This window comes from Streptomyces sp. NPDC028928 (assembly GCF_055564915.1).
The window spans coordinates 52,806-78,679 of record NZ_JBVHVI010000027.1 but is presented as its reverse complement, the minus strand read 5'-3'; the positions used below and the strand labels follow the sequence as shown (position 1 = coordinate 78,679).

The 25,874-nt window shown below is 71.5% G+C and carries 26 protein-coding genes; 11 read left to right on the top strand and 15 right to left on the bottom strand.

Annotation, left to right across the window (positions count from 1 at the left end):
• Window positions 1–409: 409 nt before the first annotated feature.
• Complete coding sequence (locus tag ACZ4U1_RS39680; RefSeq protein ID WP_467909044.1) at window positions 410–1,060, bottom strand: DNA-3-methyladenine glycosylase; 651 nt, start codon at window positions 1,058–1,060, stop codon at window positions 410–412.
• A gap of 100 nt (window positions 1,061–1,160) precedes the next feature.
• On the opposite strand from ACZ4U1_RS39680, the gene ACZ4U1_RS39675 reads away from it, so the two are divergent.
• From ACZ4U1_RS39675 to ACZ4U1_RS39665, 3 genes are all read left to right on the top strand, one after another.
• Window positions 1,161–1,943: a sporulation protein gene (locus tag ACZ4U1_RS39675; RefSeq protein ID WP_388330024.1), complete on the top strand. Its 783-nt coding sequence runs from the start codon at window positions 1,161–1,163 to the stop codon at window positions 1,941–1,943.
• A gap of 45 nt (window positions 1,944–1,988) precedes the next feature.
• Window positions 1,989–2,528, top strand: coding sequence for a YbhB/YbcL family Raf kinase inhibitor-like protein (locus ACZ4U1_RS39670; protein WP_467909043.1), 540 nt, complete (start codon window positions 1,989–1,991; stop codon window positions 2,526–2,528).
• A 168-nt stretch (window positions 2,529–2,696) separates the two neighbouring features.
• A complete protein-coding gene (locus ACZ4U1_RS39665; RefSeq protein ID WP_467909042.1) occupies window positions 2,697–3,203 on the top strand; it encodes an HNH endonuclease in 507 nt (168 codons plus the stop codon).
• A gap of 45 nt (window positions 3,204–3,248) precedes the next feature.
• On the opposite strand, the gene ACZ4U1_RS39660 is transcribed toward ACZ4U1_RS39665, so the two are convergent.
• The 3 genes from ACZ4U1_RS39660 to ACZ4U1_RS39650 all read right to left on the bottom strand — a co-directional run bounded on the left by ACZ4U1_RS39660 (window position 3,249) and on the right by ACZ4U1_RS39650 (window position 5,621).
• Complete coding sequence (locus ACZ4U1_RS39660) at window positions 3,249–4,208, bottom strand: SPFH domain-containing protein (protein ID WP_467909041.1); 960 nt, start codon at window positions 4,206–4,208, stop codon at window positions 3,249–3,251.
• Window positions 4,209–4,331: 123 nt separating this feature from the next.
• Window positions 4,332–4,763, bottom strand: coding sequence for an NfeD family protein (locus ACZ4U1_RS39655; protein ID WP_467909040.1), 432 nt, complete (start codon window positions 4,761–4,763; stop codon window positions 4,332–4,334).
• A gap of 60 nt (window positions 4,764–4,823) precedes the next feature.
• The gene (locus ACZ4U1_RS39650) at window positions 4,824–5,621 is read right to left on the bottom strand and encodes an ABC transporter ATP-binding protein (protein WP_467909039.1); all 798 of its coding nucleotides are present in this window, start codon (window positions 5,619–5,621) and stop codon (window positions 4,824–4,826) included.
• Window positions 5,622–5,772: 151 nt separating this feature from the next.
• On the opposite strand from ACZ4U1_RS39650, the gene ACZ4U1_RS39645 reads away from it, so the two are divergent.
• Window positions 5,773–6,561: a hypothetical protein gene (locus ACZ4U1_RS39645; protein ID WP_467909038.1), complete on the top strand. Its 789-nt coding sequence runs from the start codon at window positions 5,773–5,775 to the stop codon at window positions 6,559–6,561.
• Window positions 6,562–6,635: 74 nt separating this feature from the next.
• Here the strand turns inward: ACZ4U1_RS39645 and ACZ4U1_RS39640 are convergent, their stop codons facing one another.
• The 3 genes from ACZ4U1_RS39640 to ACZ4U1_RS39630 all read right to left on the bottom strand — a co-directional run bounded on the left by ACZ4U1_RS39640 (window position 6,636) and on the right by ACZ4U1_RS39630 (window position 8,830).
• Entirely contained in the window at window positions 6,636–6,881 is a 246-nt protein-coding gene (locus ACZ4U1_RS39640; RefSeq protein WP_467909037.1) for a chaplin, read from the bottom strand.
• A 169-nt stretch (window positions 6,882–7,050) separates the two neighbouring features.
• On the bottom strand, window positions 7,051–7,692 hold the full coding sequence (locus tag ACZ4U1_RS39635) for a response regulator (protein ID WP_467909036.1): 642 nt from the start codon (window positions 7,690–7,692) through the stop codon (window positions 7,051–7,053).
• Window positions 7,685–8,830, bottom strand: a complete 1,146-nt coding sequence (locus ACZ4U1_RS39630) for a GAF domain-containing sensor histidine kinase (protein WP_467909035.1) — start codon at window positions 8,828–8,830, stop codon at window positions 7,685–7,687. The genes ACZ4U1_RS39635 and ACZ4U1_RS39630 overlap by 8 nt, the downstream gene beginning before the upstream one ends.
• Before the next feature lie 280 nt (window positions 8,831–9,110).
• On the opposite strand from ACZ4U1_RS39630, the gene ACZ4U1_RS39625 reads away from it, so the two are divergent.
• From ACZ4U1_RS39625 to ACZ4U1_RS39615, 3 genes are all read left to right on the top strand, one after another.
• Entirely contained in the window at window positions 9,111–9,821 is a 711-nt protein-coding gene (locus tag ACZ4U1_RS39625; RefSeq protein WP_467909034.1) for an SDR family NAD(P)-dependent oxidoreductase, read from the top strand.
• Window positions 9,818–10,897: an S-adenosylmethionine:tRNA ribosyltransferase-isomerase gene (locus tag ACZ4U1_RS39620; RefSeq protein ID WP_467909033.1), complete on the top strand. Its 1,080-nt coding sequence runs from the start codon at window positions 9,818–9,820 to the stop codon at window positions 10,895–10,897. The genes ACZ4U1_RS39625 and ACZ4U1_RS39620 overlap by 4 nt, the downstream gene beginning before the upstream one ends.
• Window positions 10,898–11,206: 309 nt before the next feature.
• A complete protein-coding gene (locus tag ACZ4U1_RS39615) occupies window positions 11,207–11,968 on the top strand; it encodes a transglycosylase SLT domain-containing protein (RefSeq protein WP_467909032.1) in 762 nt (253 codons plus the stop codon).
• 87 nt (window positions 11,969–12,055) lie between these two features.
• On the opposite strand, the gene ACZ4U1_RS39610 is transcribed toward ACZ4U1_RS39615, so the two are convergent.
• On the bottom strand, window positions 12,056–14,611 hold the full coding sequence (locus tag ACZ4U1_RS39610; RefSeq protein WP_467909046.1) for an ABC transporter ATP-binding protein/permease: 2,556 nt from the start codon (window positions 14,609–14,611) through the stop codon (window positions 12,056–12,058).
• A 1,504-nt stretch (window positions 14,612–16,115) separates the two neighbouring features.
• Between ACZ4U1_RS39610 and serB the strand changes: the two genes are divergently transcribed.
• Window positions 16,116–17,342, top strand: coding sequence for a phosphoserine phosphatase SerB (gene serB / locus ACZ4U1_RS39605; RefSeq protein WP_467909031.1), 1,227 nt, complete (start codon window positions 16,116–16,118; stop codon window positions 17,340–17,342).
• Window positions 17,343–17,435: 93 nt separating this feature from the next.
• On the opposite strand, the gene ACZ4U1_RS39600 is transcribed toward serB, so the two are convergent.
• The 4 genes from ACZ4U1_RS39600 to ACZ4U1_RS39585 all read right to left on the bottom strand — a co-directional run bounded on the left by ACZ4U1_RS39600 (window position 17,436) and on the right by ACZ4U1_RS39585 (window position 19,937).
• The gene (locus ACZ4U1_RS39600; protein ID WP_467909030.1) at window positions 17,436–17,954 is read right to left on the bottom strand and encodes a SixA phosphatase family protein; all 519 of its coding nucleotides are present in this window, start codon (window positions 17,952–17,954) and stop codon (window positions 17,436–17,438) included.
• A gap of 78 nt (window positions 17,955–18,032) precedes the next feature.
• Window positions 18,033–18,239, bottom strand: coding sequence for a hypothetical protein (locus ACZ4U1_RS39595; protein ID WP_467909029.1), 207 nt, complete (start codon window positions 18,237–18,239; stop codon window positions 18,033–18,035).
• Window positions 18,240–18,432: 193 nt separating this feature from the next.
• Window positions 18,433–18,555: an SGM_5486 family transporter-associated protein gene (locus tag ACZ4U1_RS39590; RefSeq protein ID WP_467909028.1), complete on the bottom strand. Its 123-nt coding sequence runs from the start codon at window positions 18,553–18,555 to the stop codon at window positions 18,433–18,435.
• A gap of 56 nt (window positions 18,556–18,611) precedes the next feature.
• A complete protein-coding gene (locus ACZ4U1_RS39585; RefSeq protein WP_467909027.1) occupies window positions 18,612–19,937 on the bottom strand; it encodes a CynX/NimT family MFS transporter in 1,326 nt (441 codons plus the stop codon).
• Between the two features lie 79 nt (window positions 19,938–20,016).
• Here ACZ4U1_RS39585 and ACZ4U1_RS39580 point away from each other — a divergent pair, with 79 nt between their 5' ends.
• On the top strand, window positions 20,017–20,709 hold the full coding sequence (locus ACZ4U1_RS39580) for a FadR/GntR family transcriptional regulator (RefSeq protein WP_467909026.1): 693 nt from the start codon (window positions 20,017–20,019) through the stop codon (window positions 20,707–20,709).
• Here ACZ4U1_RS39580 and ACZ4U1_RS39575 read toward each other — a convergent pair.
• The 3 genes from ACZ4U1_RS39575 to fabG form a co-directional block, all read right to left on the bottom strand.
• Window positions 20,687–21,037 carry a hypothetical protein gene (locus ACZ4U1_RS39575; protein WP_467909025.1) on the bottom strand — a complete coding sequence of 117 codons (351 nt, stop codon included), beginning with the start codon at window positions 21,035–21,037 and terminating at the stop codon, window positions 20,687–20,689. The genes ACZ4U1_RS39580 and ACZ4U1_RS39575 overlap by 23 nt on opposite strands.
• Before the next feature lie 168 nt (window positions 21,038–21,205).
• On the bottom strand, window positions 21,206–21,973 hold the full coding sequence (gene fabI / locus ACZ4U1_RS39570) for an enoyl-ACP reductase FabI (RefSeq protein WP_467909024.1): 768 nt from the start codon (window positions 21,971–21,973) through the stop codon (window positions 21,206–21,208).
• Between the two features lie 5 nt (window positions 21,974–21,978).
• Window positions 21,979–22,683, bottom strand: coding sequence for a 3-oxoacyl-[acyl-carrier-protein] reductase (fabG, locus tag ACZ4U1_RS39565; RefSeq protein WP_356150904.1), 705 nt, complete (start codon window positions 22,681–22,683; stop codon window positions 21,979–21,981).
• Window positions 22,684–22,925: 242 nt separating this feature from the next.
• Between fabG and ACZ4U1_RS39560 the strand changes: the two genes are divergently transcribed.
• Together ACZ4U1_RS39560 and ACZ4U1_RS39555 are read left to right on the top strand one after the other, a co-directional pair.
• A complete protein-coding gene (locus ACZ4U1_RS39560; RefSeq protein WP_467909023.1) occupies window positions 22,926–24,449 on the top strand; it encodes a TldD/PmbA family protein in 1,524 nt (507 codons plus the stop codon).
• Complete coding sequence (locus ACZ4U1_RS39555; protein WP_467909022.1) at window positions 24,446–25,837, top strand: metallopeptidase TldD-related protein; 1,392 nt, start codon at window positions 24,446–24,448, stop codon at window positions 25,835–25,837. The genes ACZ4U1_RS39560 and ACZ4U1_RS39555 overlap by 4 nt, the downstream gene beginning before the upstream one ends.
• Window positions 25,838–25,874 lie beyond the last annotated feature (37 nt).

Sequence of the window (25,874 nt, the reverse complement as noted above, 5' to 3'; positions counted from 1 at the left end):
ATTGTTCCGACGGACGGGGTATCAACATATCTGGCGTTGACTTTTGGCACGCTGTTGAGTTCTCAAGGAACGGTCGCTTCCTTTGTACTCACCCTTTCGGGCTTTCCTCCGGGCTTCCCTTCGGTGTTTCCGACTCTATCAGATCCTTTCGGCGTCCGATTCCCGGTCGGCGGGATTTGTCTGCGGGCTTTTGGCTTTCGCCTCCGGCCTTTCGACGTTCACTACTTTAGCCGATTCCCTCGGCGACTCATAATCGAGTCTCGCGAGTTCGAATTCGGACGCGCGGGCGCGCCAGAAACGACCCCGCTGAGGGGGTGTAGCTAGGTAGTGGGTTGGCCGCTCCGGCTGCAGGCGATCGCCGTACCCGGTTCAGCGGCTCGGGCTACATTACGCACCTTGCCGGGCCGAGTCAACCTCGGCGGCGCCGCGGGACATGGGCGCGATAGGGGCTGACGGTCGGGTCGTCGGCGACCCAGAAGCGCCACGGGTGGAGGTCGCCGTTCCCGCCCTCGCCGGCGACACCGGTGCGGGGGCCGCTGCGTACCTGGTCGGAGGGGACCGGCGTCCCGGTCAGCATCCTCAGCGGAGTCTCGCCGGAGGCGCAGGCGTCCGTGCCGTCCAGGGCCCGGTCGACCTCCAGGGCGGTGGCCAGCCGTGCCGGGCCCTTGGCCAGTTCCTTGTCGTTCCGGGCCGAAACGCGTCGCTTGCGGGCCAGCTCGGCGCCCTCCACCACCTCGCCCGCGCGGAGCAGTACGGCGCCGGCCCGGCCCTCGGGTCCGCAGACGAGGTTCATGCAGTGCCACATGCCGTAGGTGAAGTAGACGTACACGTGTCCGGGCGGGCCGAACATGACCGCGTTGCGTGCGGTGCGGCCACGGTAGGCGTGCGAGCCGGGGTCGTTCTGGCCGTCGTAGGCCTCCACCTCCGTGAGCCGGAGGGCGATCGGGCCGTCGGGTGTCGTCCGGACCAGGATGCGGCCGAGAAGGTCGGGCGCGACCTCCAGGACCGGGCGGTCGAAGAAGCTTCGGGGCAGTGGCGTACGGTCCGGGGGCGCGATCATGCCCTCCGAGGGTAGTCCAGACGGGGCACCGCACCGGCGGAACCGGGCGCGGGCCGATCGCGTTTGTACGGGTCGAGGGTCCATTCGTAAAGGGAGAGTCATGGCGTTCAAGAAGCTGCTCGCGAGCCTGGGGGCCGGCGGGGCGTCGGTCGAGACGGTGCTGACCGAGGTCAATGTCGTACCGGGTGGTGTCGTCCAGGGTGAGGTGCGGATCCAGGGCGGGTCCGTGAACCAGGCCATCGAGGGGCTGTCCGTCGGCCTGCAGGCCAAGGTCGAGGTGGAGAGCGGCGACCAGGAGTACAAGCAGGACATCGAGTTCACCAAGGTGCAGCTCGGCGGGGCCTTCGAGCTTCAGGCGGGAGCCGTGCACGCGGTGCCGTTCGGGCTGGAGATCCCCTGGGAGACGCCGATCACCATGATCGACGGTCAGGCGCTGCGGGGGATGAACATCGGTGTGACCACCGAGCTGGCGATCGCGCGGGCCGTGGACTCCGGTGACCTGGACCCGATCAACGTGCACCCGCTGCCGGCGCAGAAGGCGATCCTGGACGCCTTCATCCAGCTGGGCTTCCGCTTCAAGAACGCGGACATGGAGCGCGGCCACATCCGGGGTACGCGGCAGAAGCTGCCGTTCTACCAGGAGATCGAGTTCTTCCCGCCGTCGCAGTACCGGGGGCTGAACCAGGTCGAGCTGAGCTTCGTCGCCGACGAGCACGCGATGGACGTCGTCCTGGAGATGGACAAGAAGCCGGGTCTGTTCAGCGAGGGCAGTGACACCTACCGGTCCTTCCAGGTGGGTCTGAACGACTGGCAGGGGACCGACTGGGCGGCTTACCTCAACCAGTGGCTGTCCGAGGTCGGCAGCAAGCGCAACTGGTTCTAGGCTCGGGAACCGCTGGTTCCAGATCGTCGATCAGGAGGTACCGAGGTGACCGAGCTCAAGCGGCGGCCGCTCCCCCACGATTTCCACCCGCCCGTGCCGTCGTTCACGGTGACGAGCGAGGACATCGAGGAGGGCGCGACGCTGAAGAGCGCCCAGGTCCACGCGGAGGGCAACACCTCTCCGCAGCTGCGCTGGGAGGGTTTCCCGCCGGAGACCAGGAGCTTCGCCGTGACCTGCTACGACCCCGACGCGCCGACCGGCAGCGGGTTCTGGCACTGGGTCCTGTTCGACATCCCGGCCTCGGTGACGGAGCTGCCGGCGGGTGCGGGCAGCGGCAAGTTCGAGGGGCTGCCCGCGGGCGCCGTCCACGCGCGGAACGACTACGGGACGAAGGACTTCGGCGGTGCCGCTCCGCCGCCCGGGGACGGCCCGCACCGGTACGTCTTCACGGTGTACGCGGTGGACCAGGAGAAGCTGGGTCCGGACGCGGACGCGTCTCCGGCCGTCGTCGGCTTCAACCTGCGGTTCCACACGATCGCGCGTGCCCAGCTCATCGGTGAGTACGAGAATCCCGCACAGGGCTGACCCCGGCGCACAGATTCAGCCAAGGGTTCATTGAACGTTTGCCCGCCTCCGGTCTTGGAAGTGATCGGAGGCGGGCATTTTTTATTGCGTTGTCCATCTCGGCGCGCCCGTCCAGAGTTGATCCGAGCCCGCCGGGGGGTGGGCAGGTGCACACGGGAGGTGGGCTGGATGCGTGACACGTTGGTTCTGAACGCGAGCTTCGAGCCGCTGTCGACGGTGACTTTGAACCGTGCGGTCGTTCTGGTGCTCCAGGACAAGGCCGTGGTCGAGCAGGCCCATCCCGAACTGCGGATGCGGGGTGCCGATGTCGACATACCGGCGCCTCGGGTGATCCGGTTGTGCCGGTATGTGCGGGTGCCGTTCCGAAGACAAGCCCCGTGGTCGCGGCGGGGGGTGCTGGTACGGGACCGGCACCGGTGCGCGTACTGCGGGCGCAGGGCGACGACCGTGGACCATGTGGTGCCGCGGTCGCAGGGTGGGCAGGACACGTGGCTGAATACCGTCGCCGCGTGCGCGGAGGACAATCACCGGAAGGCGAACCGGACTCCGGAGGAGGCCGGTATGGCTCTGCTGCGGCAGCCGTTCGAGCCGACGCCGGCCGATGCGATGCTCTTGGCTTTGGGGCAGGAGGACTTCGCTGCGCTTCCCGAGTGGCTCGCTCGGGATGCGGCCTAGGCGGGTCCCCGCGCCCCTGACGGGGCGCGGCGTCTTACGGAACCCTCAGTCGATGCTCGGCTTCTCACGGCGCTCGGAGCCGGACGAGCCGCCGTTGCCCGAGGAGCCGCTGTTGCCCGAACCTCCGCCCAGCGGGCCGAAGTTGCCCATGGCACCGGAGAGACCCTTGAGGGCGTCGCCGATTTCGCTGGGGACGATCCAGAGCTTGTTGGCGTCGCCCTCGGCGATCTTGGGGAGCATCTGGAGGTACTGGTAGGACAGCAGCTTCTGGTCGGGGTCGCCGGCGTGGATGGCCTCGAAGACCGTGCGGACGGCCTGGGCCTCGCCCTCGGCGCGCAGGGCTGCCGCTTTGGCCTCACCTTCGGCGCGCAGGATCTGGGACTGCTTCTCGCCCTCCGCGGTGAGGATGGCGGCCTGGCGGGTGCCTTCCGCGGTGAGGATCGCGGCGCGCTTGTCCCGGTCGGCGCGCATCTGCTTCTCCATCGAGTCCTGGATGGAGGTGGGCGGCTCGATGGCCTTGAGTTCGACGCGGTTGACGCGGATGCCCCACTTGCCGGTGGCCTCGTCCAGGACGCCGCGCAGGGCCGCGTTGATCTCCTCGCGGGAGGTCAGGGTCCGTTCGAGGTCCATGCCGCCGATGATGTTGCGCAGCGTGGTGACGGTGAGCTGCTCGATCGCCTGGATGTAGCTGGCGACCTCGTAGGTGGCGGCCCGGGCGTCGGTGACCTGGTAGTAGATGACCGTGTCGATGTTCACGACCAGGTTGTCCTGGGTGATCACCGGCTGCGGCGGGAACGGTACGACCTGTTCGCGCAGGTCGATGCGGTTGCGGATGGTGTCGATGAACGGGACCACGATGTTGAGGCCCGCGTTCAGCGTCCGCGTGTAGCGGCCGAAGCGCTCGACAATGGCGGCGCTGGCCTGTGGGATGACTTGGATGGTCTTGATCAGGGCGATGAAGACCAACACCACCAGGATGATCAAGACGATGATGACCGGTTCCATCGTCGTTCCCCGTACCCTTCTCCGCCTCGGCGCCTTCGGCCGATCTCATGACTGTTGAGGATCTTGCTGGTCGAGTCTGACAGACCGTCGCACAACTCGTGAGTCGTTCTCGGCGAGTTGTCCTCAGATGACGATCGCGGTGGCTCCTTCGATGTCCACGACGTCCACCTCCTGGCCCACTTCGTAGGCGCGGCCGGTGTCGAGGGCGCGGGCCGACCAGACCTCTCCGGCGAGTTTGATACGGCCGCCCGACGCGTCGACCCGTTCCAGTACGACGGCTTGTCTGCCCTTCAACGCCTCGACACCGGTGGCGAGTTGGGGGCGCTGCCGGCCGTGCCGGGCCGCGATGGGCCGGACGACGGCGATGAGGGCGACGGAGACGACGACGAATGTGAGGACCTGGATGACGGCGTCGAAGCCGAGGGCGGAGACGACCGCCGCCGCGACGGCGCCCACCGCGAGCATGCCGAACTCCGGCATCGCGGTGACCACGAGCGGGATTCCGAGCGCCGCCGCGCCGACGAGCCACCACACCCATGCGTCGATGTCGTTCACATGGTCATGGTAGGGCCGTGGTCGGGCGGCGGACAGGGCGCGAAGGGGGGAGCGGCGGGGTCAGGACAGGGGCAGGCCCTGGGCGGTCCAGCGGTCGCCGACCTGCTCCACGACGAGCGGGAGGCCGAAGCAGAGGGAGAGGTTGCGGGAGGTCAGTTCCAGCTCGATCGGGCCGGCGGCGAGGACCTTGCCCTGGCGGATCATGAGGACGTGGGTGAAGCCCGGGGCGATCTCCTCGACGTGGTGCGTGACCATGATCATCGAGGGGGCGATCGGATCGCGGGCGAGCCGGCCGAGGCGGCGGACCAGGTCCTCGCGGCCGCCGAGGTCGAGACCGGCGGCGGGCTCGTCCAGCAGGAGCAGCTCGGGGTCGGTCATCAGGGCGCGGGCGATCAGGGTGCGCTTGCGCTCGCCCTCGGAGAGGGTGCCGAACTTCCGGTCCAGGTAGTCGCTCATGCCGAGGCGGTCGAGGAAGGCGCGGGCGCGCTGCTCGTCGACCTCGTCGTAGTCCTCGTGCCAGGTGGCGGTCATGCCGTACGCGGCCGTGAGCACCGTCTCCAGGACGGTCTGGCGCTTGGGGAGCTTGTCGGCCATGGCGATGCCGGCCATGCCGATGCGCGGGCGCAGCTCGAAGACGTCGGTGCCGGGCTTGCCGAGGGTCTCGCCGAGGATGGTGGCGGTGCCCTTGCTGGGGTAGAGGTAGCTGGACGCGACGTTGAGGAGGGTGGTCTTGCCGGCTCCGTTGGGGCCGAGGATGACCCAGCGCTCGCCCTCCTTCACCGACCAGGAGACCTGGTCCACCAGAGCCCGGCCCTCGCGGACCACGGATACGTCCTGAAGCTCCAGAACATCGCTCATGAGCGCGTTGTCTCCCCTTGCAGTGTGGCCGGTCTCGGCTCTCGCGTACGCCTGTGGCTCGGGTCCGCCGCGCCGGTGGGCGCAGCCCTTATGAAATCTACGCCACGAGTGCCCCGCTCCATTCCATCGGTCCGGTCCTTAGGGTGGGGGCATGCTCACGGAACCGCGTTCAGGACGCCTTGCCGCTTGGGGAAATGCCCTTTTGGCCGGACTTGTCTCTCCGGATGACGCCGTACTCGCCATCGTGGGCGAGGACGCGGTGCACCGGGTGGAGGGGCTGCCCGGTGAGTCCGCGCCGGTCGGGCTGACGCTCGCGCTGGGGCGGCTGCGCACGCTGGGGGTGTCCGGGCTGCGGGTGGCGCTGCCCGCGCCGGGGCATCCGCTGGGGCTGAGCGGTCCGCCGGAGTTCAACGCGCGGGCGCTGGAGGCCGAGGAGGCGGTGGTCTGTCACGGCGCCGCGTTCGGGCTGGTGCCGGAGGTGTACGAGGCCGGGCCCGAGGGTGATGTGCACGCCGAGGTGGTCTGGCACGTGCTGCCGGTGCGCCAGGCGCCGCCCGCCGACGTGCCGTCGCTGGGCGAGGCCGAGCGGGAGCTGGCGGAGGCGCTCAGGGAGGCGACCGAGGTGCTGTCGAAGCTGGATGTCGCCGGGTCGGGTCCGGTGGCGGAGGCGGCCATCGACGCGTACCGGGCGCGGGCCGAGCGTGGCCGGGAGGTGCTGGCGCCGGGGTATCCGCCGCGTGCGGTCCGGGTGTTGGAGCTGGCTCAGCGGGTGGGACTGCTGGTGTCGCTGGCGTACGACCACGGGCACGGTGGCGCGGTCAGCTCGGCCGAGATGAGGGGGCGCGCGGAGGCGCTGAGGCCGGTCGAGCGGACGGCTCGGCGGGCGCAGGTGGCGGCCTACAACGCGTACGTGGAGGAACGGGAGCGCGGGGCGCGGTAACCGCGTCCGGGGGTGGACGGCCTGACAGGCCTCCCGGCGGGTCCGGGAGGCCTCAGGTCACCGTCGGGCGGTCCTCAGTGGTTGAGGCCGAGGTTGCCGAAGGCCGGGTTCAGCACGCCGATGACGTTCACGCTGTTGCCGACCGCGTTCACCGGGACGTGGACCGGGACCTGGGCGACGTTGCCCGAGCCGACGCCCGGGGAGCCGGCGGCCTCGCCGGCCGCGTGGGCACCGCCGTGGGCGGAGGCAAGGCCGGCACCGGCGGCCACCAGGCCACCGGCCATCATCGTCACGGCCGCTGCCTTCTTCAGGTTCTTCACTGTCTACCCCTCCTAGGCTGTCACCGCGGCGATCACCGCGGCACGCACTGGAGAACGGCGGGGATCACCGGAGGGTGCGCCATCCGGGTGACATTCCCACGACGGTATGAATCTCGGCCTGGGCCGTGACCCTCCGTGTTGCCGCGGGTGAGGCGTTGGGGAAGGCGTTTCAGCCGGTCACGCCGTGGCGTACGGCCCACAGCGCGGCCTGGGTGCGGTCGGCGAGGTCGAGCTTCATCAGGATGTTGGAGACGTGCGTCTTGACGGTCTTCTCGGACAGCACGAGGGCGCGGGCTATCTCCCGGTTGGAGCGGCCGTCCGCGATCAGGCCGAGCACCTCGCGCTCCCGCTCGGTGAGCGAACCGCTTCTGCCCTGGCCGGTGTTGGCCTCCTCCTGGGAGAGCAGGGCGTCGGCGACCTCCGGCTGGAGCAGGACGTGCCCCGCGTGCACGGAGCGGATGGCAGCGGCGAGGGCGTCGGGGTCCACGTCCTTGTAGACGTACCCGGCGGCGCCCGCGCGCAGGGCCGGGACGACCGTGCGCTGCTCGGTGAAGCTGGTGACGACCAGCACGCGCGCGGGGTTGTCGAGTTCGCGCAGTCTGCGCAGGGCGTCGACGCCGTCCATGCCCGGCATCTTGACGTCCATGAGGACGACGTCGGGTCGCAGTTCCTCGGCGCGGGCGACTCCCTCGGTGCCGTCGGCGGCCTCGCCGACGACCTCGATGTCGTCCTGCACCTCCAGGAAGGTGCGCAGGCCCCGGCGGACGACCTGGTGGTCGTCGACCAGCAGCACCCTGATCGGTTCACCCACCGGGGACCTCCATCTCGATCGTGGTGCCCTTGCCGGGCGCCGATTCCACGGTCAGGGTGCCGCCGACCCCGCTCGCCCGGTCCCGCATCGAGACCAGGCCGAGGTGGCGTCCGGCTCGGCGGACGGCCGTGGGGTCGAAGCCGCCGCCGTCGTCGGTGACGCGCAGCACGACTCCCCCGCCGCGCCGCTCCACGCTGACGTCGACCCGGTCGGCGCCGGAGTGGCGCAGGGCGTTGTGCAGGGCCTCCTGGGCGACCCGGAGCAGGGCCTCCTCCTGGGCGGCGGGCAGGGCACGGAAGCCGTTGCTGGTGAAGGTCACGCGCGCGCTGTGGGCGCGGTCGAGGACCTTGGTCTGGGTGCGCAGGGTGGCGATCAGACCGTCCTCGTCCAGCTCGGCGGGCCGCAACTCCACGACGGCGGCGCGCAGTTCGTCGGCGGCCTCGGCGGCGAGGCTGGCCACCTGGTGGAGTTCGCCCTTGGCGCGGGCGGGGTCGCGGTCGACCAGGGCGGCTGCCGCCTGGGCGGTCAGGCGCAGGGAGAACAGCTTCTGGCTGACCGCGTCGTGCAGTTCGTGGGCGAGGCGGGAGCGTTCCTCGGCGATGGTCAGTTCGCGGCTGCGTTCGTAGAGGCGGGCGTTGGTGAGGGCGATGGCGGCGTGCTGGGCGAGGATGGCGAGCAGTTCCTCGTCGTCCTTCGTGAAGCCGCAGCTTCCCTCCGGCTTGGGACAGCGCTTGTTCGCGAGGAACAGGGCCCCGATGACCTCCTCGCCGTCCTTGATCGGCAGGCCCAGGAAGTCGACCAGGTCGGGGTGGGCGGCCGGCCAGCCCTCGAAGCGGGGGTCCTTGCGCACGTCGGCGAGGCGCTCGGCCTTCGCCTCGTGCAGCATCGCGGCGAGGATGCCGTGCTGGCGCGGGAGCGGGCCGATGGCGCGCCACTGCGCGTCGCTGACGCCGTCCACGACGAACTGGGCGAAGCCGCCGTGGTCGTCGGGGACGCCGAGGGCGGCGTACTGCGCGTCGAGCAGCTCGCGGGCGGAGGCGACGATCGTCTTCAGGACGTCGCGCACCTCCAGGTGCCTGCTCATGGCCAGCAGCGCGGAACTCACCGCGGCGAGGCCGGACCGGGGGCCTTGACTCATGTCCTCACGGTACCGGCGGGGTCGGACAGCGCGGATCGGCCCCGTGGCGGCGGGCCCCGGTCCGCTCGGCCTAGGGCGGGTGGCCTAGGCCCCCGGCCCGGGGCGTAGGGCGTGGGCCGCCGGTCCTGGGCGTGGGACGTAGGCCACGGCCCGGGGCGCGGGGCGTACGCCGAAGGGCCCTGGCGCTTTGCGGCCCGCGTCCGAGGCGGCCCGGAGGGTGCCGTTCCTACGGTGTGGTCACCGCCCGACGGAGGCGGTGGGCGACGAGGGGACGGTAGCGATGCCGGTAGCGATCATCACGGGGGCCTCGAAGGGCCTGGGGCGGGCGCTCGCCGAGGCGCTGGCCGCGCGGGGCTGGGACCTGGTGCTCGACGCGCGGGGCGCCGATGCCCTGAAGGAGGCCGCGGAGGCCGTCACCCGGCACGGTACGGGGCACGGCACGCGGGTGGTGGCGCTGCCGGGGGACGTCACGCACAGCGGGCACCGGGCGGTGCTGGTGGCGGCCGCGCACGGGCTCGGCGGTCTCGATCTGGTGGTGAACAACGCGGGGATCCTGGGCACCGAGCCGCTGGTGCCGCTGGGCGGCCAGCCGCTGGACGGCTTCCGGGCGGCACTGGAGACGAACCTGGTGGCCCCGCTGGGGCTGCTCCAGGAGGCGCTGCCGCTGCTGCGGAAGGCGCCGGGGGGCGCGGTGGTCAACGTCAGCTCGGACGCGGCCGTGGAGGCCTACCGGACGTGGGGCGCGTACGGCGCGAGCAAAGCGGCGCTGGACCAGCTGTCCGCGGTGCTCGCGGTGGAGGAGCCGGGACTGCGGGTCTGGTGGGTGGATCCGGGCGGGATGCGGACGGACATGCTGGCCGCGGCGGAGCCGGACGAGGATCTGTCGGGGACGCCGGCGCCGGAGGAGATCGCGCCGGCCTTCCTGCGGCTGCTGGACCGGCGCCCGGCGAGCGGCCGGTACACCGCGGCGGCGCTGCTGGAGGCGCGGTGACTGTGACGGTGAGGGTGCCCGGGGAGCTGTCCGCGCGCGTGCCGGCCGAGCAGCGGGGGCCCGGGCTGGGACGGGACGCCGTACGGCTGCTGGTGTCGCGCGGTACGGCGGTGGCGCATCACGCGTTCCGTGAGCTGCCGCGGCTGCTGCGGGCCGGGGACCTGCTGGTGGTGAACACCTCGCCGACGCTGGCCGCCGCGGTGAACGGGCGGATCGGGCACACGCGCGTGGTGGTGCATGTCTCCACGCGTGGGGACGACGGGCGGTGGGCGGTGGAGCTGCGGGATCCGGACGGGCGCGGTACTACGCGCGCGCGTGCGGGCTCGCCTGCGGGGACAAGGGTGTCCTTGCCGGGCGGGGGCCGGCTGCTGCTGGAGGAGCCGCTGAGCGCGGGCGGGGAGCGGCTGCGGTGGGCGCGGGCCGCCGGGGCGGACCTAGGGGAGGTGCTGCGGGAGCACGGGCGGCCCATTCGCTACTCGTACACGGAGCGGGACCAGCCACTGTCCGCGTACCAGACGGTGTTCGCGCTGCCGTCGCCGGACGGGGCGGGCAGTGCGGAGATGCCGAGCGCGGCCCGGCCGTTCACCGCGCGGCTGGTGGCGGAGCTGGTGAGCCGGGGGGTGCAGTTCGCGCCGGTGACGCTGCACACGGGGGTGTCGTCGGCGGAGGCGCACGAGCCGCCGTATCCGGAGCGGTTCGCGGTGCCGGAGGCGTCGGCGCGGGTGATCAACGCCGTGCGGGCGGGTGACGGCCGGGTGGTCGCCGTCGGGACGACGGCCGTACGGGCGGTGGAGTCGGCCGCGGGGCCGGACGGGGTGGTGCGGGCGGCCGAGGGGTGGACGGATCTGGTGGTGACGCCCGGGCGCGGGGTGCGGGTGGTGGACGGGCTGCTGACCGGGCTGCACGAGCCGGAGGCCTCCCATCTGCTGATGCTGGAGGCGGTCGCCGGCCGGGCGGCGGTCGGCCGGGCCTACGAGGCGGCGCTGCGCGGGCGCTACCTGTGGCACGAGTTCGGCGACGTCCATCTCATCCTTCCGGAGGAGAGCCCTCACACAGAGCGTTGCGGTGGCAACTGATGGTGAGACGGCATGGCGTCCGGTGTGAGCCCGCGCATAGGGCCTGCATCACGTACGAAAGGGCATAGGAGATAAACCGCCCCCATCCGAACGGGACAGACGGCCCTGTCTGTCCCGTTTTGCCCTTCCCTGATCCACTATCCCGGATCGTACGTCACACCTTTGCCTGGGCATTTTGCGCCCGCTAAGAATTGCTTCGTCGCTCAGCGCCGCCGGGTTCTTCCGCCCAGCGGCGTTCGTGCGGGAGGAGCCGATTCCCCCGGCGGACGCAGGAGCGACCTCCGCGCTACACGAAGAGGTCCATCAGCCATGCCCAAGAACATCCTCAACCGAGCTTATAGTCGCGTGCTGACCAAGCAGCACAAGATCGCCGTCGCCGGCGTCGCCGCGCTGGGCACCGCCGCCCTCGCCCTCTCGGCCGCTCCCAGCAGCGCCGAGACCGTCACCACCGGCGCCCCGGCCACGACCTCCAAGGTCGCCGCCGGCACCGTCCTGCAGAACGTCAAGGGCACGGTCACGGACCAGCTCGCCGCCGACAACCTCAAGCTCGACGCCTTCGCGGCGCAGAAGAAGGCCGCCGACGCGGTCGCCGCGAAGAAGGCCGCCGCCGAGAAGGCCCTGGAGGCCGCCGCCAAGAAGGCCGCCGCCGAAGCCGCCGCGAAGAAGGCCGCGCAGGTGCGCGCCGCCAAGGCCGCCGCCACCCGCTCCGTGGAGCGCCCGCAGATGCAGCCGGTCGCCGCGAAGACGTACGCGAACAACCTCGACGGCTGGATCCGCGAGGCCCTGGACATCATGAAGGCCAAGGGCATCCCGGGCAGCTACAACGGCCTGCACAAGAACATCATGCGGGAGTCCTCCGGCAACCCGAACGCCATCAACAACTGGGACATCAACGCGATCAACGGCATCCCGTCCAAGGGTCTGCTGCAGGTCATCCCGCCGACCTTCCAGGCGTACCACGTCGCCGGCACCTCCTGGAACATCTACGACCCGGTCGCGAACATCACCGCCGCCGCCAACTACGCGGCTCACCGGTACGGCTCGATCGACAACGTCAACAGCGCGTACTGAGGCCCTGGCGCGGGACCTCTGCGACGTAACGCCGAAGGGCGGCACCCCGATCACGGGGCGCCGCCCTTCGGCGTCGTACGAGCGCGGCTACTTGCGCATGACCTCCGGCTCGTGGCGGCGCAGGAAGCGGGCCACGAAGAAGCCGCAGATCACACCGAGCGCGATCAGGGCGATCATGTCCATGCTCCAGGCGCCGACGCTGTGGTCCCACAGCGGGTCGTTGTCTCCGGCGCTCTCCGGCGGGCTGATCCGGTTGAAGTCCAGCGTGGTGCCGGCCGCGGCGACCGCCCAGCGGGACGGCATCAGGTACGAGAACTCGTTGACGCCGACCGTGCCGTGCAGGGCGAACAGGCAGCCGGTGAAGACGACCTGGATGATCGCGAACATGACCAGCAGCGGCATGGTCTTCTCGGCGGTCTTCACCAGCGAGGAGATGATCAGGCCGAACATCATCGCGGCGAAGCCGAGCCCCATGATCGGCAGGGACAGCTCCAGCAGGGTGGCGTGACCGAGGATGAGGCCCTCGTCCGGGACCTCGCGCCGGCCGAAGCCGATGACGCCGACCAGCAGACCCTGGAACCCGGTGATCACGCCGAGCACGAACACCTTGGACATCAGGTACGCCGACCGGGACAGGCCGGTGGCGCGCTCCCGCTCGTAGATCACCCGTTCCTTGATCAGCTCGCGGACGGAGTTGGCGGCACCGGCGAAGCAGGCGCCGACGGCCAGGATCAGCAGCACGGTGGTGGCGGTGCCGTTGGGCACGATCTGGCCGGTCTGCGGGTTGGGGCCGTTGGGCAGCAGGCCGCGGTCCGGGTGGATCAGCAGGCTGACCGAGCCGATGACGGCCGGCAGGAGCACCATCAGGGCCAGGAAGCCGCGGTCGGAGGCGATGACCGACACATAGCGCCGCACCAGGGTGACGAACTGGGAGAACCAGCCCTGCGGCTTGGGCGGCCTGATCGCCTGCATCGGCGGCATCTGGACCGCCTGCGGGGCGACCGAGTCGACGTCCGCGGCGTACATCTGGTAGTGCTGCGAGCCCTTCCAGCGGCCCGCCCAGTCGTAGTCGCGGTAGTTCTCGAAGGCGGAGAAGACGTCGGCCCAGCTGTCGTAGCCGAAGAAGTTCAGCGCCTCCTCCGGCGGGCCGAAGTAGGCGACCGCGCCGCCCGGCGCCATCACCAGCAGCTTGTCGCACAGGGCCAGCTCGGCCACCGAGTGGGTGACGACGAGCACGGTGCGGCCGTCGTCGGCGAGGCCGCGCAGCAGCTGCATGACGTCACGGTCCATGCCCGGGTCGAGACCGGAGGTCGGCTCGTCCAGGAAGATCAGCGACGGCTTGGTGAGCAGCTCCAGGGCCACCGACACGCGCTTGCGCTGGCCGCCGGAGAGCGAGGTGACCTTCTTGTCCTTGTGGATGTCGAGCTTCAGCTCGCGCAGCACCTCGTCGATGCGGGCGTCGCGCTCCTGCGCCGTGGTGTCGGCCGGGAAGCGCAGCTTGGCCGCGTACTTCAGGGCCTTCTTGACGGTCAGCTCCTTGTGCAGGATGTCGTCCTGCGGGACCAGACCGATGCGCTGACGCAGCTCGGCGAACTGCTTGTACAGGTTCCGGTTGTCGTAGAGCACCTCGCCCTGGTTGGCGGGCCGGTAGCCGGTGAGCGCCTTGAGCAGGGTCGACTTGCCGGAACCGGAAGGTCCGATCACGGCGATCAGCGACTTCTCGGGTACGCCGAAGGAGACGTCCTTCAGGATCTGCTTTCCGCCGTCGACCGTGACGGTCAGGTGGCGGGCCGAGAAGGAGACCTCACCGGTGTCGACGAACTCCTCAAGCCGGTCGCCGACGATCCGGAACGTGGAGTGGCCGACGCCGACGATGTCGCTCGGGCCGAGCAGCGCCGAGCCGCCCTTCGCGATCGGCTGGCCGTTGACGTAGGTGCCGTTGTGCGAGCCGAGGTCGCGGATCTCGAAGCGGCCGTCGGGGGTGGCGTGGAACTCGGCGTGGTTCCGGGAGACCTGGAGGTCGGAGACGACCAGGTCGTTCTCCAGGGCACGGCCGATGCGCATGACGCGGCCGAGCGCGAACTGGTGGAACGTGGTCGGGCTGCGGTCGCCGTGGACCGGCGGTGCCCCCGCGCCACCACCGGGCGCCTTCTGCGCGTACTGCTCGGCCGGGCCGCCGCCCTGCTGCTGCGGGAACGCGGGCGGCTGCTGCCAGCCCGCCTGGGCCTGCTGCTGCGGCTGCGGCGGTGCCTGGTGCGGGGCCTGCGGGGCCCAGCCGGGTGCGCCGGCGCCCTGCGCCGCGTACGGGGCTGCCGCCTGCGGCTGCTGTGCCGGGCCGCCGACCGGTGCGGCGGCCGCGGACAGGTTCAGCCGCGGTCCGTCGGTCGCGTTGCCGAGGTGCAGCGCCGAGCCCGGGCCGATCTCCATGTGCTGGATCCGCTGGCCCTGCACGAATGTGCCGTTGGTGCTGCCGTGGTCTTCGATGACCCAACTGCGGCCGTTGAAACTGACCGTGGCGTGCCGCCAGGACACCCTGGCGTCGTCAAAGACGATGTCCCCTTGCGGATCGCGTCCGAGGGTGTATGCCCTGGATGGATCAAGTGTCCAGGTACGTCCGTTTGTTTCGAGTACGAGTTCCGGCACTCCATGCCCCACTGAGTTGTCCCCCGAGTTTCCCCCATCGCAGGGAGTCTAGGGATGTCGAACATCGTGGGGAACTATTTCAGGCCCGGCCCCCTGACCGAAACCCGGGCCTTGCCAAGGGCTCCGGCACAGGGTCCAACTGGCCGTGGTGGCGGGGTGGAAACGGGGGCGTAGCGGGGTCGAACCCCACCCCGCGCTGCTGCTGTCGCGCTTCTTCCTACGGCGCCTGCTCCCGGGCGGAGTTGCGCTCGCGTCGGCTGAACTCCTTGCGGGGACGGGCCCGGTGCGTTGCAGAGGGAGCGCGGCGGATGGGAGCACCGGGTACGGCGGGGGTGCGAAGGGAGCCGATACGACGCGGAGTGCCGGGGGCGTCGAGTACGACGGGGACAGGCCCGGAAGCTCGGGATACGACGATGTGGGCCGAGTCTGGTCCGGGCCCACGGCCCGGCGCATACGTGCCGAGCCGGCGTGCGAGGCCCCCGTGGCGTGCAAGGACCTGCCGGAGGAGTCAGCGCTCGCCGACGCGGGCGTCGCCGACGCGTCCGGAGCGGCTCCCGTCGCGGCGCGGCCGACCGGCCTGTCGTCGCCACGAAGGCGTATGCGCGCCTGCCGGAGGAGGTGCCGGACGCGGAGAGGACGGCCACAGGGCATCCTCCATCCTGGAGCCGCTCGGCGCTTCTCCTCCACCCGGCGAGCCGCAGCCGCGAGGGTGCGGCCGCCGCCCGGCGCAACAGGCACACGCCCTCCGGCCGAGGCGGCGCCGCGCGGGAGCTGAGGGCGCTCACGGGCCAGGGGGCGGGCCAGGGCGTGCGTGACCGGAGGTCACTGAGGTGGCCGGGGCCCGCGCGGAGCGCCGGCGTGCCGGACGCGGAGAGGACGGCCACAGGGCGCCCTCCGTCGTGGAGCCGCTCGGCGCTTCTCCTCCACCCGGCGAGCCGCAGCCGCGAGGGTGCGGCCGCCGCCCGGCGCAACAGGCACACGCCCTCCGGCCGAGACGGCGCCGCGCGGGAGCCGAGGGCGCTGTGGGCGCGCACGGGCCAGGGGGCGGGCGCATGGCGCCGGGACGTCGGGCCGGCCGAGGCGCGGGCATGTCTGCGAAGCGCCGCTCGTAAGTCAGTCCGCGGCCCGCGGCCCACGCCCGCGAAAAGGTGCCCCCAGGCAATCGCCCCCGTCGGCGGTGTGGCGCGGCGCCATGGCCGGTCCCTCGGACCTGCCGTCCGGAGCCGCCCGTGGGACCCTCGTGGGGGAACCGAGACGGCACCGCACCCGGACCCGCATCCGAGCCGCACCGCACTCGCGCCCCCAGCACACCCGAGCCGCGACCCCACCGGCTCCCGCACCCGAGCCACATCCACATCCGCACCCGCACCCATCCCCCACCCCCGGCGCGGCGTCGTTTTCCGGTGGCAAGGATCCTGACACCGGCCCGACACCCATTGTTCCGTGTCCGTCAGGCGGACCTCGGGGGCGGGAGGCACTGGGTGCCGGATACGGTGGTGACACCATGAGCGCTTCGCAGACCTCCGCCTCAGAGACCTCCGAGGTCCCCACCCTCCTCGTCAAGATCTTCGGCAAGGACCGGCCGGGCATCACGGCCGGCCTGTTCGACACCCTGGCCTCCTACCTCGTCGACGTGGTCGACATCGAGCAGGTCGTCACCCGGGGCCGCCTGGTGCTGTGCGTGCTGGTGACCCAGCCGCCGGCCGGTCTGGAGGGCGACCTGCGGGCCACCGTGCACAGCTGGGCCGAGTCGATGAAGATGCAGGCGGAGATCATCTCGGGGCACGGCGACAACCGGCCGCGTGGCCTCGGCCGCTCCCTGGTGACCGTCCTCGGCCATCCGCTCACCGCCGAGTCGACGGCCGCGATCGCCGCCCGGATCGCGAAGGCCGGCGGCAATATCGACCGTATCTTCCGGCTCGCCAAGTACCCGGTGACCGCGGTGGAGTTCGCGGTGTCCGGCGTGGAGACCGAGCCGCTGCGCACGGCCCTGGCCTCCGACGCGGCGGCACTGGGTGTCGACATCGCGGTGGTCTCGGCGGGTCTGCACCGGCGTGCCCAGCGTCTGGTGGTCATGGACGTGGACTCGACCCTGATCCAGGACGAGGTCATCGAGCTGTTCGCCGCGCACGCCGGCTGTGAGGACCAGGTCGCCGAGGTGACGGCGGCGGCGATGCGCGGGGAGCTGGACTTCGAGCAGTCGCTGCACGCGCGCGTGGCCCTGCTGAAGGGGCTGGACGCGTCGGTGGTGGAGAAGGTGCGCCAGGAGGTCCGGCTGACGCCGGGCGCGCGCACGCTGATCCGCACCCTGAAGCGCCTCGGCTACCAGGTGGGGGTCGTCTCCGGCGGTTTCACCCAGGTCACCGATGATCTGAAGGAACGGTTGGGCTTGGACTTCGCGCAGGCCAACACGCTGGAGATCGTCGACGGGAAGCTGACCGGCCGGGTCACCGGCGAGATCGTGGACCGGGCGGGCAAGGCGCGGCTGCTGCGCCGGTTCGCCGCGGAGGCCGGGGTGCCGCTGGCGCAGACGGTGGCGATCGGTGACGGCGCCAACGACCTGGACATGCTGAACGCGGCGGGCCTGGGCGTGGCCTTCAACGCCAAGCCGGTGGTGCGCGAGGCGGCGCACACGGCGGTGAACTTCCCCTTCCTCGACACGGTCCTCTACCTGCTGGGCATCACCCGGGAAGAGGTCGAGGCCGCCGACATGCACGACGACGAGGACTGAGCGGGGTTCCGCAGCCTCCCGCCGCCCCGGAGGGCCCGGCACCCTGTGCGGTGCCGGGCCCTCCGGCGTCGGCGTCCTGCCTCGGCCGCCGGGTCAGTCGGAGGGCGCCCAGTAGTCCGTCAGCGTGGCCACGGCGGGCTCCAGGCCTTTCCAGGGACCGTCGAAGGACAGTACGGCGAAGGCGGCGGCGGGGAAGCCTCGGCGGTTCATCCGTTCACGGGCGTCGTCCTCGGCCGCGCCGGCCAGGATGTCGGCCAGGCCGTGCACGCCGGGGTTGTGACCGATCAGGATCACGTTCCGCACGTCGTCCGGCACCTCGTTGAGCACGGCGATCAGCTCGCCGGGCGAGGCCTCGTACACCCGCTCCTCGTAGACGGTTTTCGGCCGGTGCGCCAGCTCGTGGACGGCGAGCTTCCAGGTCTCGCGGGTGCGGGTCGCCGTGGAGCACAGGGCCAGGTCGAAGGTGATGCCGGTGTCGGCCAGCTTGCGTCCGGCGACTGCGGCGTCCGTGCGGCCCCGCTCGGCGAGCGGGCGTTCGTGGTCGGGGACCTGGGGCCAGTCGGCTTTCGCATGCCGGAAGAGGACGATCCTGCGGGGTTCTGCGACGCTCATGGGACCCAGCTTCGCATGAAACAGGCCACCCGGCGCAGGGAGTTGACATGCGGATTCACCGCGTGAGGGGGCCTGCCGTCAGCGCGCGAGGAGCTGCTGGGCGCGTTCCAGGAGGCGTGCGATCGCCGGGTCGCCGCTCGCCGCGTGGGCGTCCGACGGGTTCAGTATCAGGGCGAGCAGCGTGAGGAACGCGAGGGCGGGCAGGGCCAGCGCCCACCAGGGCAGCCTGATGTCGACGCCGCCCGTGGTCGCCGGGTGGGGCCGGGAGTGGGTGCGGACCGGCATGGTCGCCTCCGTGGGTCTTCGAGCGGGTCCGTGACCGCCTGCCGCGGTCACCTCTCGAAGCTACGGAATCCGGGGCCGCCAACCCATCCGGACTTCCACCCAGTTGACCCTGACCCTGACCCCCTAGGGGATGGTGGGGGCAGCCCCACCCCGGGCGAGGAGGCCCCACCCCGCGCGGGGAGAGGGACCGCCGTCAGGAGGGTGAGGCGATGGTCGCCACGATGGCGATGATCACGAAGATGGCGAGGAACGCGCCGAAGACGAGCAGCATCTTCTTCTGGCCGTTCTTGGGGTTGGGGTCGAGCACAGGCTGCATGCGCCCAGTCTCGCACCCCGCCTCGCGTCCGGCGGCGCCGGGGCACCCGGGCCGGGTCAGCGCGTCGCCTCGTCCTCCACCGTGCGGTCGCGGCCCGCCAGGAAGCCCACCACCATCTGCGGCACCATGAGGCCCGCCATGAGGGCGATCGGCAGCCCCCAGCCGCCGCTCTGCTGGTAGAGCACGCCGACCAGCAGCGGGCCGGGGATGGAGATCAGATAGCCGGTGCTCTGCGCGAACGCGGACAGCTGGGCCACGCCCGGACCGCTGCGGGCCCGCATGCCGACCATGGTCAGCGCGAGCGGGAAGGCGCAGTTGGAGACGCCGAGCAGCAGCGCCCAGGCCCAGGCGCCGCCGGCCGGGGCGAGGTACAGCCCGGCGTATCCGGCGAGGCCGCAGGCGCCCAGGACCAGCACGATCGGGCCCTGGTGGGGCAGCCGGGTGGCGACGCGCGGGATGACGAAGGCCAGCGGCACGCCCATCACCATGGTGACGGCGAGCAGCACACCCGCGGTGCCGGCCGGGACGCCGGCGTCCCGGAAGATCTGCGGCATCCAGCCCATGGTGATGTAGGCGGCGGTGGCCTGGAGGCCGAAGAAGACGGCGAGTGCCCAGGCGGTGCGACTGCGGGTGATACGCAGCGGAGCGTGCTGCTCCGCCGTCTCGCGCGCCGGTCCCTCCGGCCGGGCGGCGGTGGTGCCGCGGTCGCGGACGAGGGGCAGCCAGGGCAGCACCGCTGCGGCGGCGAGGGCCGCCCACACGGCGAGGCCGGGCTGCCAGCCGCCGCCCATGGCGTCGGTCAGGGGGACGGTCACCGCGGCGGCGGCGGAGGTGCCGAGAGCGAGGGCCATCGAGTACAGGCCGGTCATGGAGCCGACCCGGTCGGGGAACCAGCGCTTGACGATGACCGGCATCAGGACATTGCTGACGGCGATGCCCATCAGGGCGAGCGCGCTGGCGGCCAGGAATCCGGCCGTGTTGCCGACGTAGGGCCGTATGAGCAGGCCGGTGGTGATGGCGGCCATGCCGGCGCACACCACCGCGGCCGGTCCGAAGCGGCGGGCCAGGCGGGGCGCGGTGACGCCGAAGACGGCGAAGCACAGCGGGGGCACGGAGGTGAGCAGGCCGGCGACGCTGCCGCTCATGCCGAGCCCGTCGCGGACCTCCTCCAGGAGGGCGCCGAGGCTCGTGATGGCCGGGCGGAGGTTGAGTGCGGAGAGCACGATGCCGACGACGACCAGTCGGGTCGCCCACGCGCGCGTGCGGTGCGTCGCGCCGGGTGCCGTCTCCCGGGTCGTGCCGGCTGTGCCGCGTTCGGTCGGTGACATCGCCGTACGGGTCTCCACTGTCCGGGTTTCCTCACTAGCCATGAGGTCCATCATAGAATCATGGGATGATTGGTTGTCCATCTCAGTGGCCCCCGCGGCCCGCGCGCGCGGGCCTGTCGTGCGAAGGTGTGCCATGCCTTTGAGCCACCCGCGCCGGTCGGCGCTGTCCGAGCAGGTCATCGCCGCACTGCGGCAACAGATCACCTCCGGCGAGTGGCCGGTCGGCTCACGCATCCCGACCGAGCCGGAACTGGTCGAGCAGCTCGGTGTCGCCCGCAACACCGTCCGCGAGGCCGTCCGCGCGCTCGCCCACAACGGTCTGCTGGACATCCGTCAGGGTTCGGGCACGTACGTGGTGGCCACGAGCGAGCTGGCCGGCGTGATGCACCGGCGCTTCGCCGGCGCCGACCCGCGGCACATCGCCGAGCTGAGGGCCACGCTGGAGTCGGCCGCGGCGAAGCTGGCCGCCGAACGGCGCACCGAGAAGGACCTCAAGCAGCTGGACACGCTGCTGGCGCGGCGCGAGGAGGCCTGGGAGACCGGGGACGCGGAGGCCTTCGTGGCGGCCGACGCCACCTTCCACCTGGCCGTGGTGGCCGCCTCCCACAACGACGTGATGACCGCGATGTACGCCGACCTGGGCGAGGTGCTGCGGGACTGGCTGCGCGCGGACGTCGGGGCGGAGCTGACCCCGGAGACGCACATGGACCACACGCGCCTGCTGGACGCGATCCGCTCCGGGGACGCGGAGGCGGCGGCGACCGAGGCCGCCAGCTATCCGTTCCTGTGCGACCCGGGGCGGTTCACCGCGCCTTCTGGTGACTGATCCAGACCGAGCGGACCTCCTTCCAGCACCGGCCGGTCAGCCGTACGGTCAGGGCGGGCCCGGCGTCCACCGGTGCGCTGTCGGTGTCGATGTCCCACCAGCGGGCGCACTCGATGTGCAGCCGCACCCGGTCGGTGTCGACATAGGGGTTGTGGCAGTACGCCTCCACGTGGGAGCCGCGGACGGCCGTACGGCAGGAGGCCCCGAACCGGCTCGGCGCGGGCGGCTCGGCGTCGCTCACGCGCGCGTGGGGCAGCGCGTCGTACGGCATTGACAGCACGAGGACCAGGGCCGCGGTCACCGGGGCCAGGATGCGGGACAGGCGCACAAGGGGACCTCCTCGGCCGGGCTGCGGAGGGACGTGCGGGAAGGCGTAATCCAGGGTGCGCCGCCGGCGCGGCGGCGGCCCGGCCGGTGAGCCGAACGGGTGACGCCCCGCTCCCCGCCGGCGGCGGGAAACGGGGCGTCGGTGCGCTGTGGAGGTCGGGCGCGCGGGTCAGGCGCCGATGGCGTGCAGACCACCGTCGACGTGGATGATCTCGCCCGTGGTCTTCGGGAACCAGTCGCTCAGCAGGGCGACGACACCGCGGCCGGCCGGCTCCGGGTCCTTCAGGTCCCACTCCAGCGGGGCACGGCTGTCCCACACGGAGGCCAGCTCGCTGAAGCCCGGGATGGACTTGGCGGCCATGGAGCCGATCGGGCCCGCCGAGATGAGGTTGCAGCGGATGTTCTGCTTGCCCAGGTCGCGCGCCATGTAGCGGCTGGTCGCCTCCAGCGCGGCCTTGGCCGGGCCCATCCAGTCGTACTGCGGCCAGGCGTACTGGGCGTCGAAGGTGAGGCCGACGACCGAGCCGCCGTTCTGCATCAGCGGCAGGCAGGCCATGGTCAGCGACTTCAGGGAGAACGCCGAGACGTGCATGGCGGTGGCCACCGACTCGAACGGCGTGTTCAGGAAGTTGCCGCCGAGCGCGTCCTGCGGCGCGAAGCCGATGGAGTGGACGATGCCGTCGAGCCCGCCCAGCTCCTCGCCGACCACGTCGGCCAGGCGCGCGAGGTGCTCCTCGTTCGTGACGTCCAGCTCGATGACCTTGGCCGGCTTCGGCAGCTTCTTGGCGATGCGCTCGGTCAGCGTGGGCCGCGGGAACGCGGTCAGGATGATCTCGGCGCCCTGCTCCTGGGCGAGCTTGGCGACGTGGAAGGCGATGGAGGACTCCATCAGCACCCCGGTGACCAGGATGCGCTTGCCCTCGAGAATTCCGCTCATGGTGATCAGTGACCCATTCCCAGTCCGCCGTCAACCGGAATGACGGCTCCAGTGATGTACGAGGCGTCGTCCGAGGCGAGGAACCGCACCGTCGCGGCGATCTCCTCCGGCTGCGCGTACCGGCCGAGCGGCACCTGCGACACGATGTTGTCACGCTGCTCGTCGGTGAGCGCCTTGGTCATGTCGGTGTCGACGAAGCCGGGCGCGACGACGTTGAAGGTGATGTTGCGCGAGCCCAGCTCCCGGGCGAGGGAACGCGCGAAGCCGACCAGGGCGGCCTTGGAGGCGGCGTAGTTTGCCTGGCCCGCCGAGCCGAGCAGGCCGACCACGGACGAGATCAGGACGACCCGGCCCTTCTTGGCGCGCAGCATGCCGCGGTTGGCGCGCTTGACGACCCGGAAGGTGCCCGTGAGGTTGGTGTCGATGACCGAGGTGAAGTCCTCCTCGGACATGCGCATCAGCAGCTGGTCCTTGGTGACGCCGGCGTTGGCGATCAGGACCTCCACCGGACCGTGCTGGTCCTCGATCTCCTTGTAGGCCTGCTCCACCTGCTCCGGGTCGGTGATGTCGCACTTGACGGCCAGGAAGCCGGCCGGCGGCTCACCCGAGCGGTACGTGATCGCGACCTTGTCGCCGGCGTCGGCGAAAGCGCGGGCGATGGCGAGGCCGATGCCCCGGTTGCCTCCGGTGACGAGAACCGAGCGGCTCAACGGATCACCCTTTCGATAGCGGTCTGACACATCCGCCCGAACCCGTGGATGGCAGGCGGCTTCAGTCGAAAACCTATCGGTACCGCCGCGCCCGCGGACAAGCGGGCACCGACAGTGGCGCGGGGGTGTCGCTGTCGGGACCCTACAGAAGGAGCCGGTTCCGGGACCCGAAACATGTGGTCCGCCGGCCCGCTCCCGCGACATGATCGGACGCGACAGGCCACGACAGCAGGGAGACCTCCGTGCCTCATTCCATCGACGAAGCCTTCACGGCGCTTCCCCTACGGGCCCTCGCCGACGCCGCGCTCGCACGCGCGCGTGCGCTGGGGGCCGAGCACGCGGACTTCCGGTTCGAGCGGGTGCGCAGCGCCGCCTGGCGGCTGCGGGACGGCAAGCCCGCCGGATCCTCGGACACCACCGACCTCGGGTACGCGGTCAGGGTGGTGCACGGCGGCACGTGGGGCTTCGCCTCCGGGGTGGATCTGACCATGGACGCCGCCGCCCGGGTCGCCTCGCAGGCGGTGGCCATGGCCAAGCTGTCCGCGCAGGTGATCAAGGCCGCCGGCTCCGATGAACGCGTGGAACTGGCCGACGAGCCGGTGCACGCCGACCGGACGTGGGTCTCGTCGTACGAGATCGACCCGTTCTCGGTACCGGACGAGGAGAAGTCGGCGCTGCTCGCGGAGTGGAGCAACCGGCTGCTGAGCGCGAACGGCGTCGACCACGTGGACGCCTCGCTGCTCACCGTCCACGAGAACAAGTTCTACGCCAACACGGCCGGGACCGTGACGACCCAGCAGCGGGTGCGGCTGCATCCGCAGCTGACGGCGGTGTCGGTCGACGAGTCGAGCGGGGAGTTCGACTCGATGCGCACGCTCGCGCCGCCGGTGGGCCGCGGCTGGGAGTACCTGACCGGGACCGGCTGGGACTGGGACGCCGAGCTGGAGCGGATCCCGGAGCTGCTCGCCGAGAAGATGCGGGCACCCAGCGTGGAGCCGGGTCTGTACGACCTGGTGATTGACCCGTCCAACCTGTGGCTGACCATCCACGAGTCCATCGGGCACGCCACGGAGCTGGACCGGGCGCTCGGCTACGAGGCCGCGTACGCCGGCACCTCCTTCGCCACCTTCGACCAGCTGGGCAAGCTGAGGTACGGCTCCGAGCTGATGAACGTCACCGGCGACCGCACCGCCGAGCACGGCCTCGCCACCATCGGCTACGACGACGAGGGCGTCGAGGCCCAGTCCTGGGACCTGGTGAAGGACGGCACGCTGGTCGGCTACCAGCTGGACCGGCGGATCGCCCGGCTGACCGGGTTCGAGCGGTCCAACGGCTGCGCGTACGCCGACTCGCCCGCGCACGTCCCGGTGCAGCGCATGGCCAACGTGTCCCTGCGGCCGGACCCCGCCGGGCTGTCCACCGAGGACCTGATCGGCGGTGTCGACCGGGGCATCTACGTGGTCGGTGACCGGTCCTGGTCGATCGACATGCAAAGGTACAATTTTCAATTTACCGGCCAGCGGTTCTTCAAGATCGAGAACGGGCGGATCACCGGGCAGCTCAAGGACGTCGCCTACCAGGCCACGACCACGGACTTCTGGGGCTCGATGGCCGCCGTGGGCGGACCCCAGACGTACGTCCTCGGCGGTGCCTTCAACTGCGGCAAGGCCCAGCCGGGCCAGGTGGCCGCCGTGTCCCACGGGTGCCCGTCCGCCCTCTTCAAGGGCGTCAACATCCTCAACACCACGCAGGAGGCCGGCCGATGAGCGCCCGCACCAGCAAGCCGCACGAGGTCGTCGAGCAGGCGCTCGCGCTGTCCCGCGCCGACGGCTGTGTCGTCATCGCCGACGAGCACTCCACCGCCAACCTGCGCTGGGCGGGGAACGCGCTGACCACCAACGGTGTGACCCGGGGCCGTACGCTCACCGTGATCGCGACCGTGGACGGGCAGGAGGGCACCGCCTCGGGGGTGGTGTCGCGGTCCGCGGTCACCGCGGAGGAGCTGGAGCCGCTGGTGCGGGCCGCCGAGGCCGCCGCGCGCGGTGCCGGGCCCGCCGAGGACGCGCAGCCGCTGGTCGGCGGTGTGCCGGAGTCCCCCGACTTCACGGACGCGCCCGCCGAGACCTCCTCCGCCGTGTTCGCCGACTTCGCCCCGGCCCTCGGCGAGGCCTTCGCACGCGCGCGTGCCGGTGGCCGGGAGCTGTACGGCTTCGCCAACCACGAGCTGGTGTCGACGTACCTGGGCACCTCCACCGGGCTGCGCCTCAGGCACGACCAGCCCACCGGCACGCTGGAGCTGAACGCCAAGTCGCCGGACCGCACCCGCTCGGCGTGGGCCGGCCGGTCCACCCGGGACTTCAAGGACGTCGACCCGGGCGCGCTCGACGCGGAGCTGGCCGTACGGCTCGGCTGGGCGGAGCGGCGCGTGGACCTGCCCGCGGGCCGCTACGAGACGCTGCTGCCGCCCACCGCCGTGGCGGACCTGCTGATCTACCAGCTGTGGTCGGCGTCGGGCCGGGACGCGGCCGAGGGCCGGACGGTGTTCTCCAAGCCGGGCGGTGGCACCCGGGTCGGCGAGAGGCTGAGCGAGCTGCCGCTGACCCTGCGCAGCGACCCGAACGAGCCGGGCCTGGAGTGCCCGCCCTTCCTGATCGCCCACTCCTCCGGCGGCGACGAGTCGGTGTTCGACAACGGGCTGCCGACCCACGCCACGGAGTGGATCAGCGGGGGCGTGCTGAAGCACCTGACGACGACCCGGCACAGCGCGGCCCTGACCGGGCTGCCGGTCGCGCCGGTGCTCGGGAACCTGATCCTGGACGGCGGCAACCGGTCCCTGGACGAGATGGTCGCGGACACCGAGCGCGGGCTGCTGCTGACCTGCCTGTGGTACATCCGCGAGGTCGACCCGGCCACGCTGCTGCTGACGGGCCTGACCCGGGACGGCGTCTACCTCGTGGAGAACGGCGAGGTGACCGGGCAGGTGAACAACTTCCGGTTCAACGAGTCGCCGGTGGACCTGCTGGGCCGGGCCACGGAGGCGGGGCGGACCGAGAAGACGCTGCCGCGCGAGTGGAGCGACTGGTTCACCCGGGCCGCGATGCCCGCGCTGCGGATCCCCGATTTCAACATGAGCTCTGTCAGTCAGGGCGTATAACCTCGTAGACGTTCGTGGTCGGGTGTCACCCGACCGC

Bases quoted from the DNA above. Each gene is read 5' to 3' on its own strand.
- ACZ4U1_RS39625 (WP_467909034.1), top strand. From the start codon at position 9,111: ATGCCGGTAGCGATCATCACGGGGGCCTCGAAGGGCCTGGGGCGGGCG.
- ACZ4U1_RS39645 (WP_467909038.1), top strand. From the start codon at position 5,773: ATGCTCACGGAACCGCGTTCAGGACGCCTTGCCGCTTGGGGAAATGCC.
- ACZ4U1_RS39650 (WP_467909039.1), bottom strand. From the start codon at position 5,621: ATGAGCGATGTTCTGGAGCTTCAGGACGTATCCGTGGTCCGCGAGGGC.
- ACZ4U1_RS39675 (WP_388330024.1), top strand. From the start codon at position 1,161: ATGGCGTTCAAGAAGCTGCTCGCGAGCCTGGGGGCCGGCGGGGCGTCG.
- ACZ4U1_RS39665 (WP_467909042.1), top strand. From the start codon at position 2,697: ATGCGTGACACGTTGGTTCTGAACGCGAGCTTCGAGCCGCTGTCGACG.
- ACZ4U1_RS39615 (WP_467909032.1), top strand. From the start codon at position 11,207: ATGCCCAAGAACATCCTCAACCGAGCTTATAGTCGCGTGCTGACCAAG.
- ACZ4U1_RS39680 (WP_467909044.1), bottom strand. From the start codon at position 1,060: ATGATCGCGCCCCCGGACCGTACGCCACTGCCCCGAAGCTTCTTCGAC.
- ACZ4U1_RS39590 (WP_467909028.1), bottom strand. From the start codon at position 18,555: ATGCAGCCTGTGCTCGACCCCAACCCCAAGAACGGCCAGAAGAAGATG.
- ACZ4U1_RS39660 (WP_467909041.1), bottom strand. From the start codon at position 4,208: ATGGAACCGGTCATCATCGTCTTGATCATCCTGGTGGTGTTGGTCTTC.
- ACZ4U1_RS39585 (WP_467909027.1), bottom strand. From the start codon at position 19,937: ATGATGGACCTCATGGCTAGTGAGGAAACCCGGACAGTGGAGACCCGT.
- fabI (WP_467909024.1), bottom strand. From the start codon at position 21,973: ATGAGCGGAATTCTCGAGGGCAAGCGCATCCTGGTCACCGGGGTGCTG.
- serB (WP_467909031.1), top strand. From the start codon at position 16,116: ATGAGCGCTTCGCAGACCTCCGCCTCAGAGACCTCCGAGGTCCCCACC.
- ACZ4U1_RS39595 (WP_467909029.1), bottom strand. From the start codon at position 18,239: ATGCCGGTCCGCACCCACTCCCGGCCCCACCCGGCGACCACGGGCGGC.
- ACZ4U1_RS39600 (WP_467909030.1), bottom strand. From the start codon at position 17,954: ATGAGCGTCGCAGAACCCCGCAGGATCGTCCTCTTCCGGCATGCGAAA.
- ACZ4U1_RS39630 (WP_467909035.1), bottom strand. From the start codon at position 8,830: ATGAGTCAAGGCCCCCGGTCCGGCCTCGCCGCGGTGAGTTCCGCGCTG.
- ACZ4U1_RS39555 (WP_467909022.1), top strand. From the start codon at position 24,446: ATGAGCGCCCGCACCAGCAAGCCGCACGAGGTCGTCGAGCAGGCGCTC.
- ACZ4U1_RS39580 (WP_467909026.1), top strand. From the start codon at position 20,017: ATGCCTTTGAGCCACCCGCGCCGGTCGGCGCTGTCCGAGCAGGTCATC.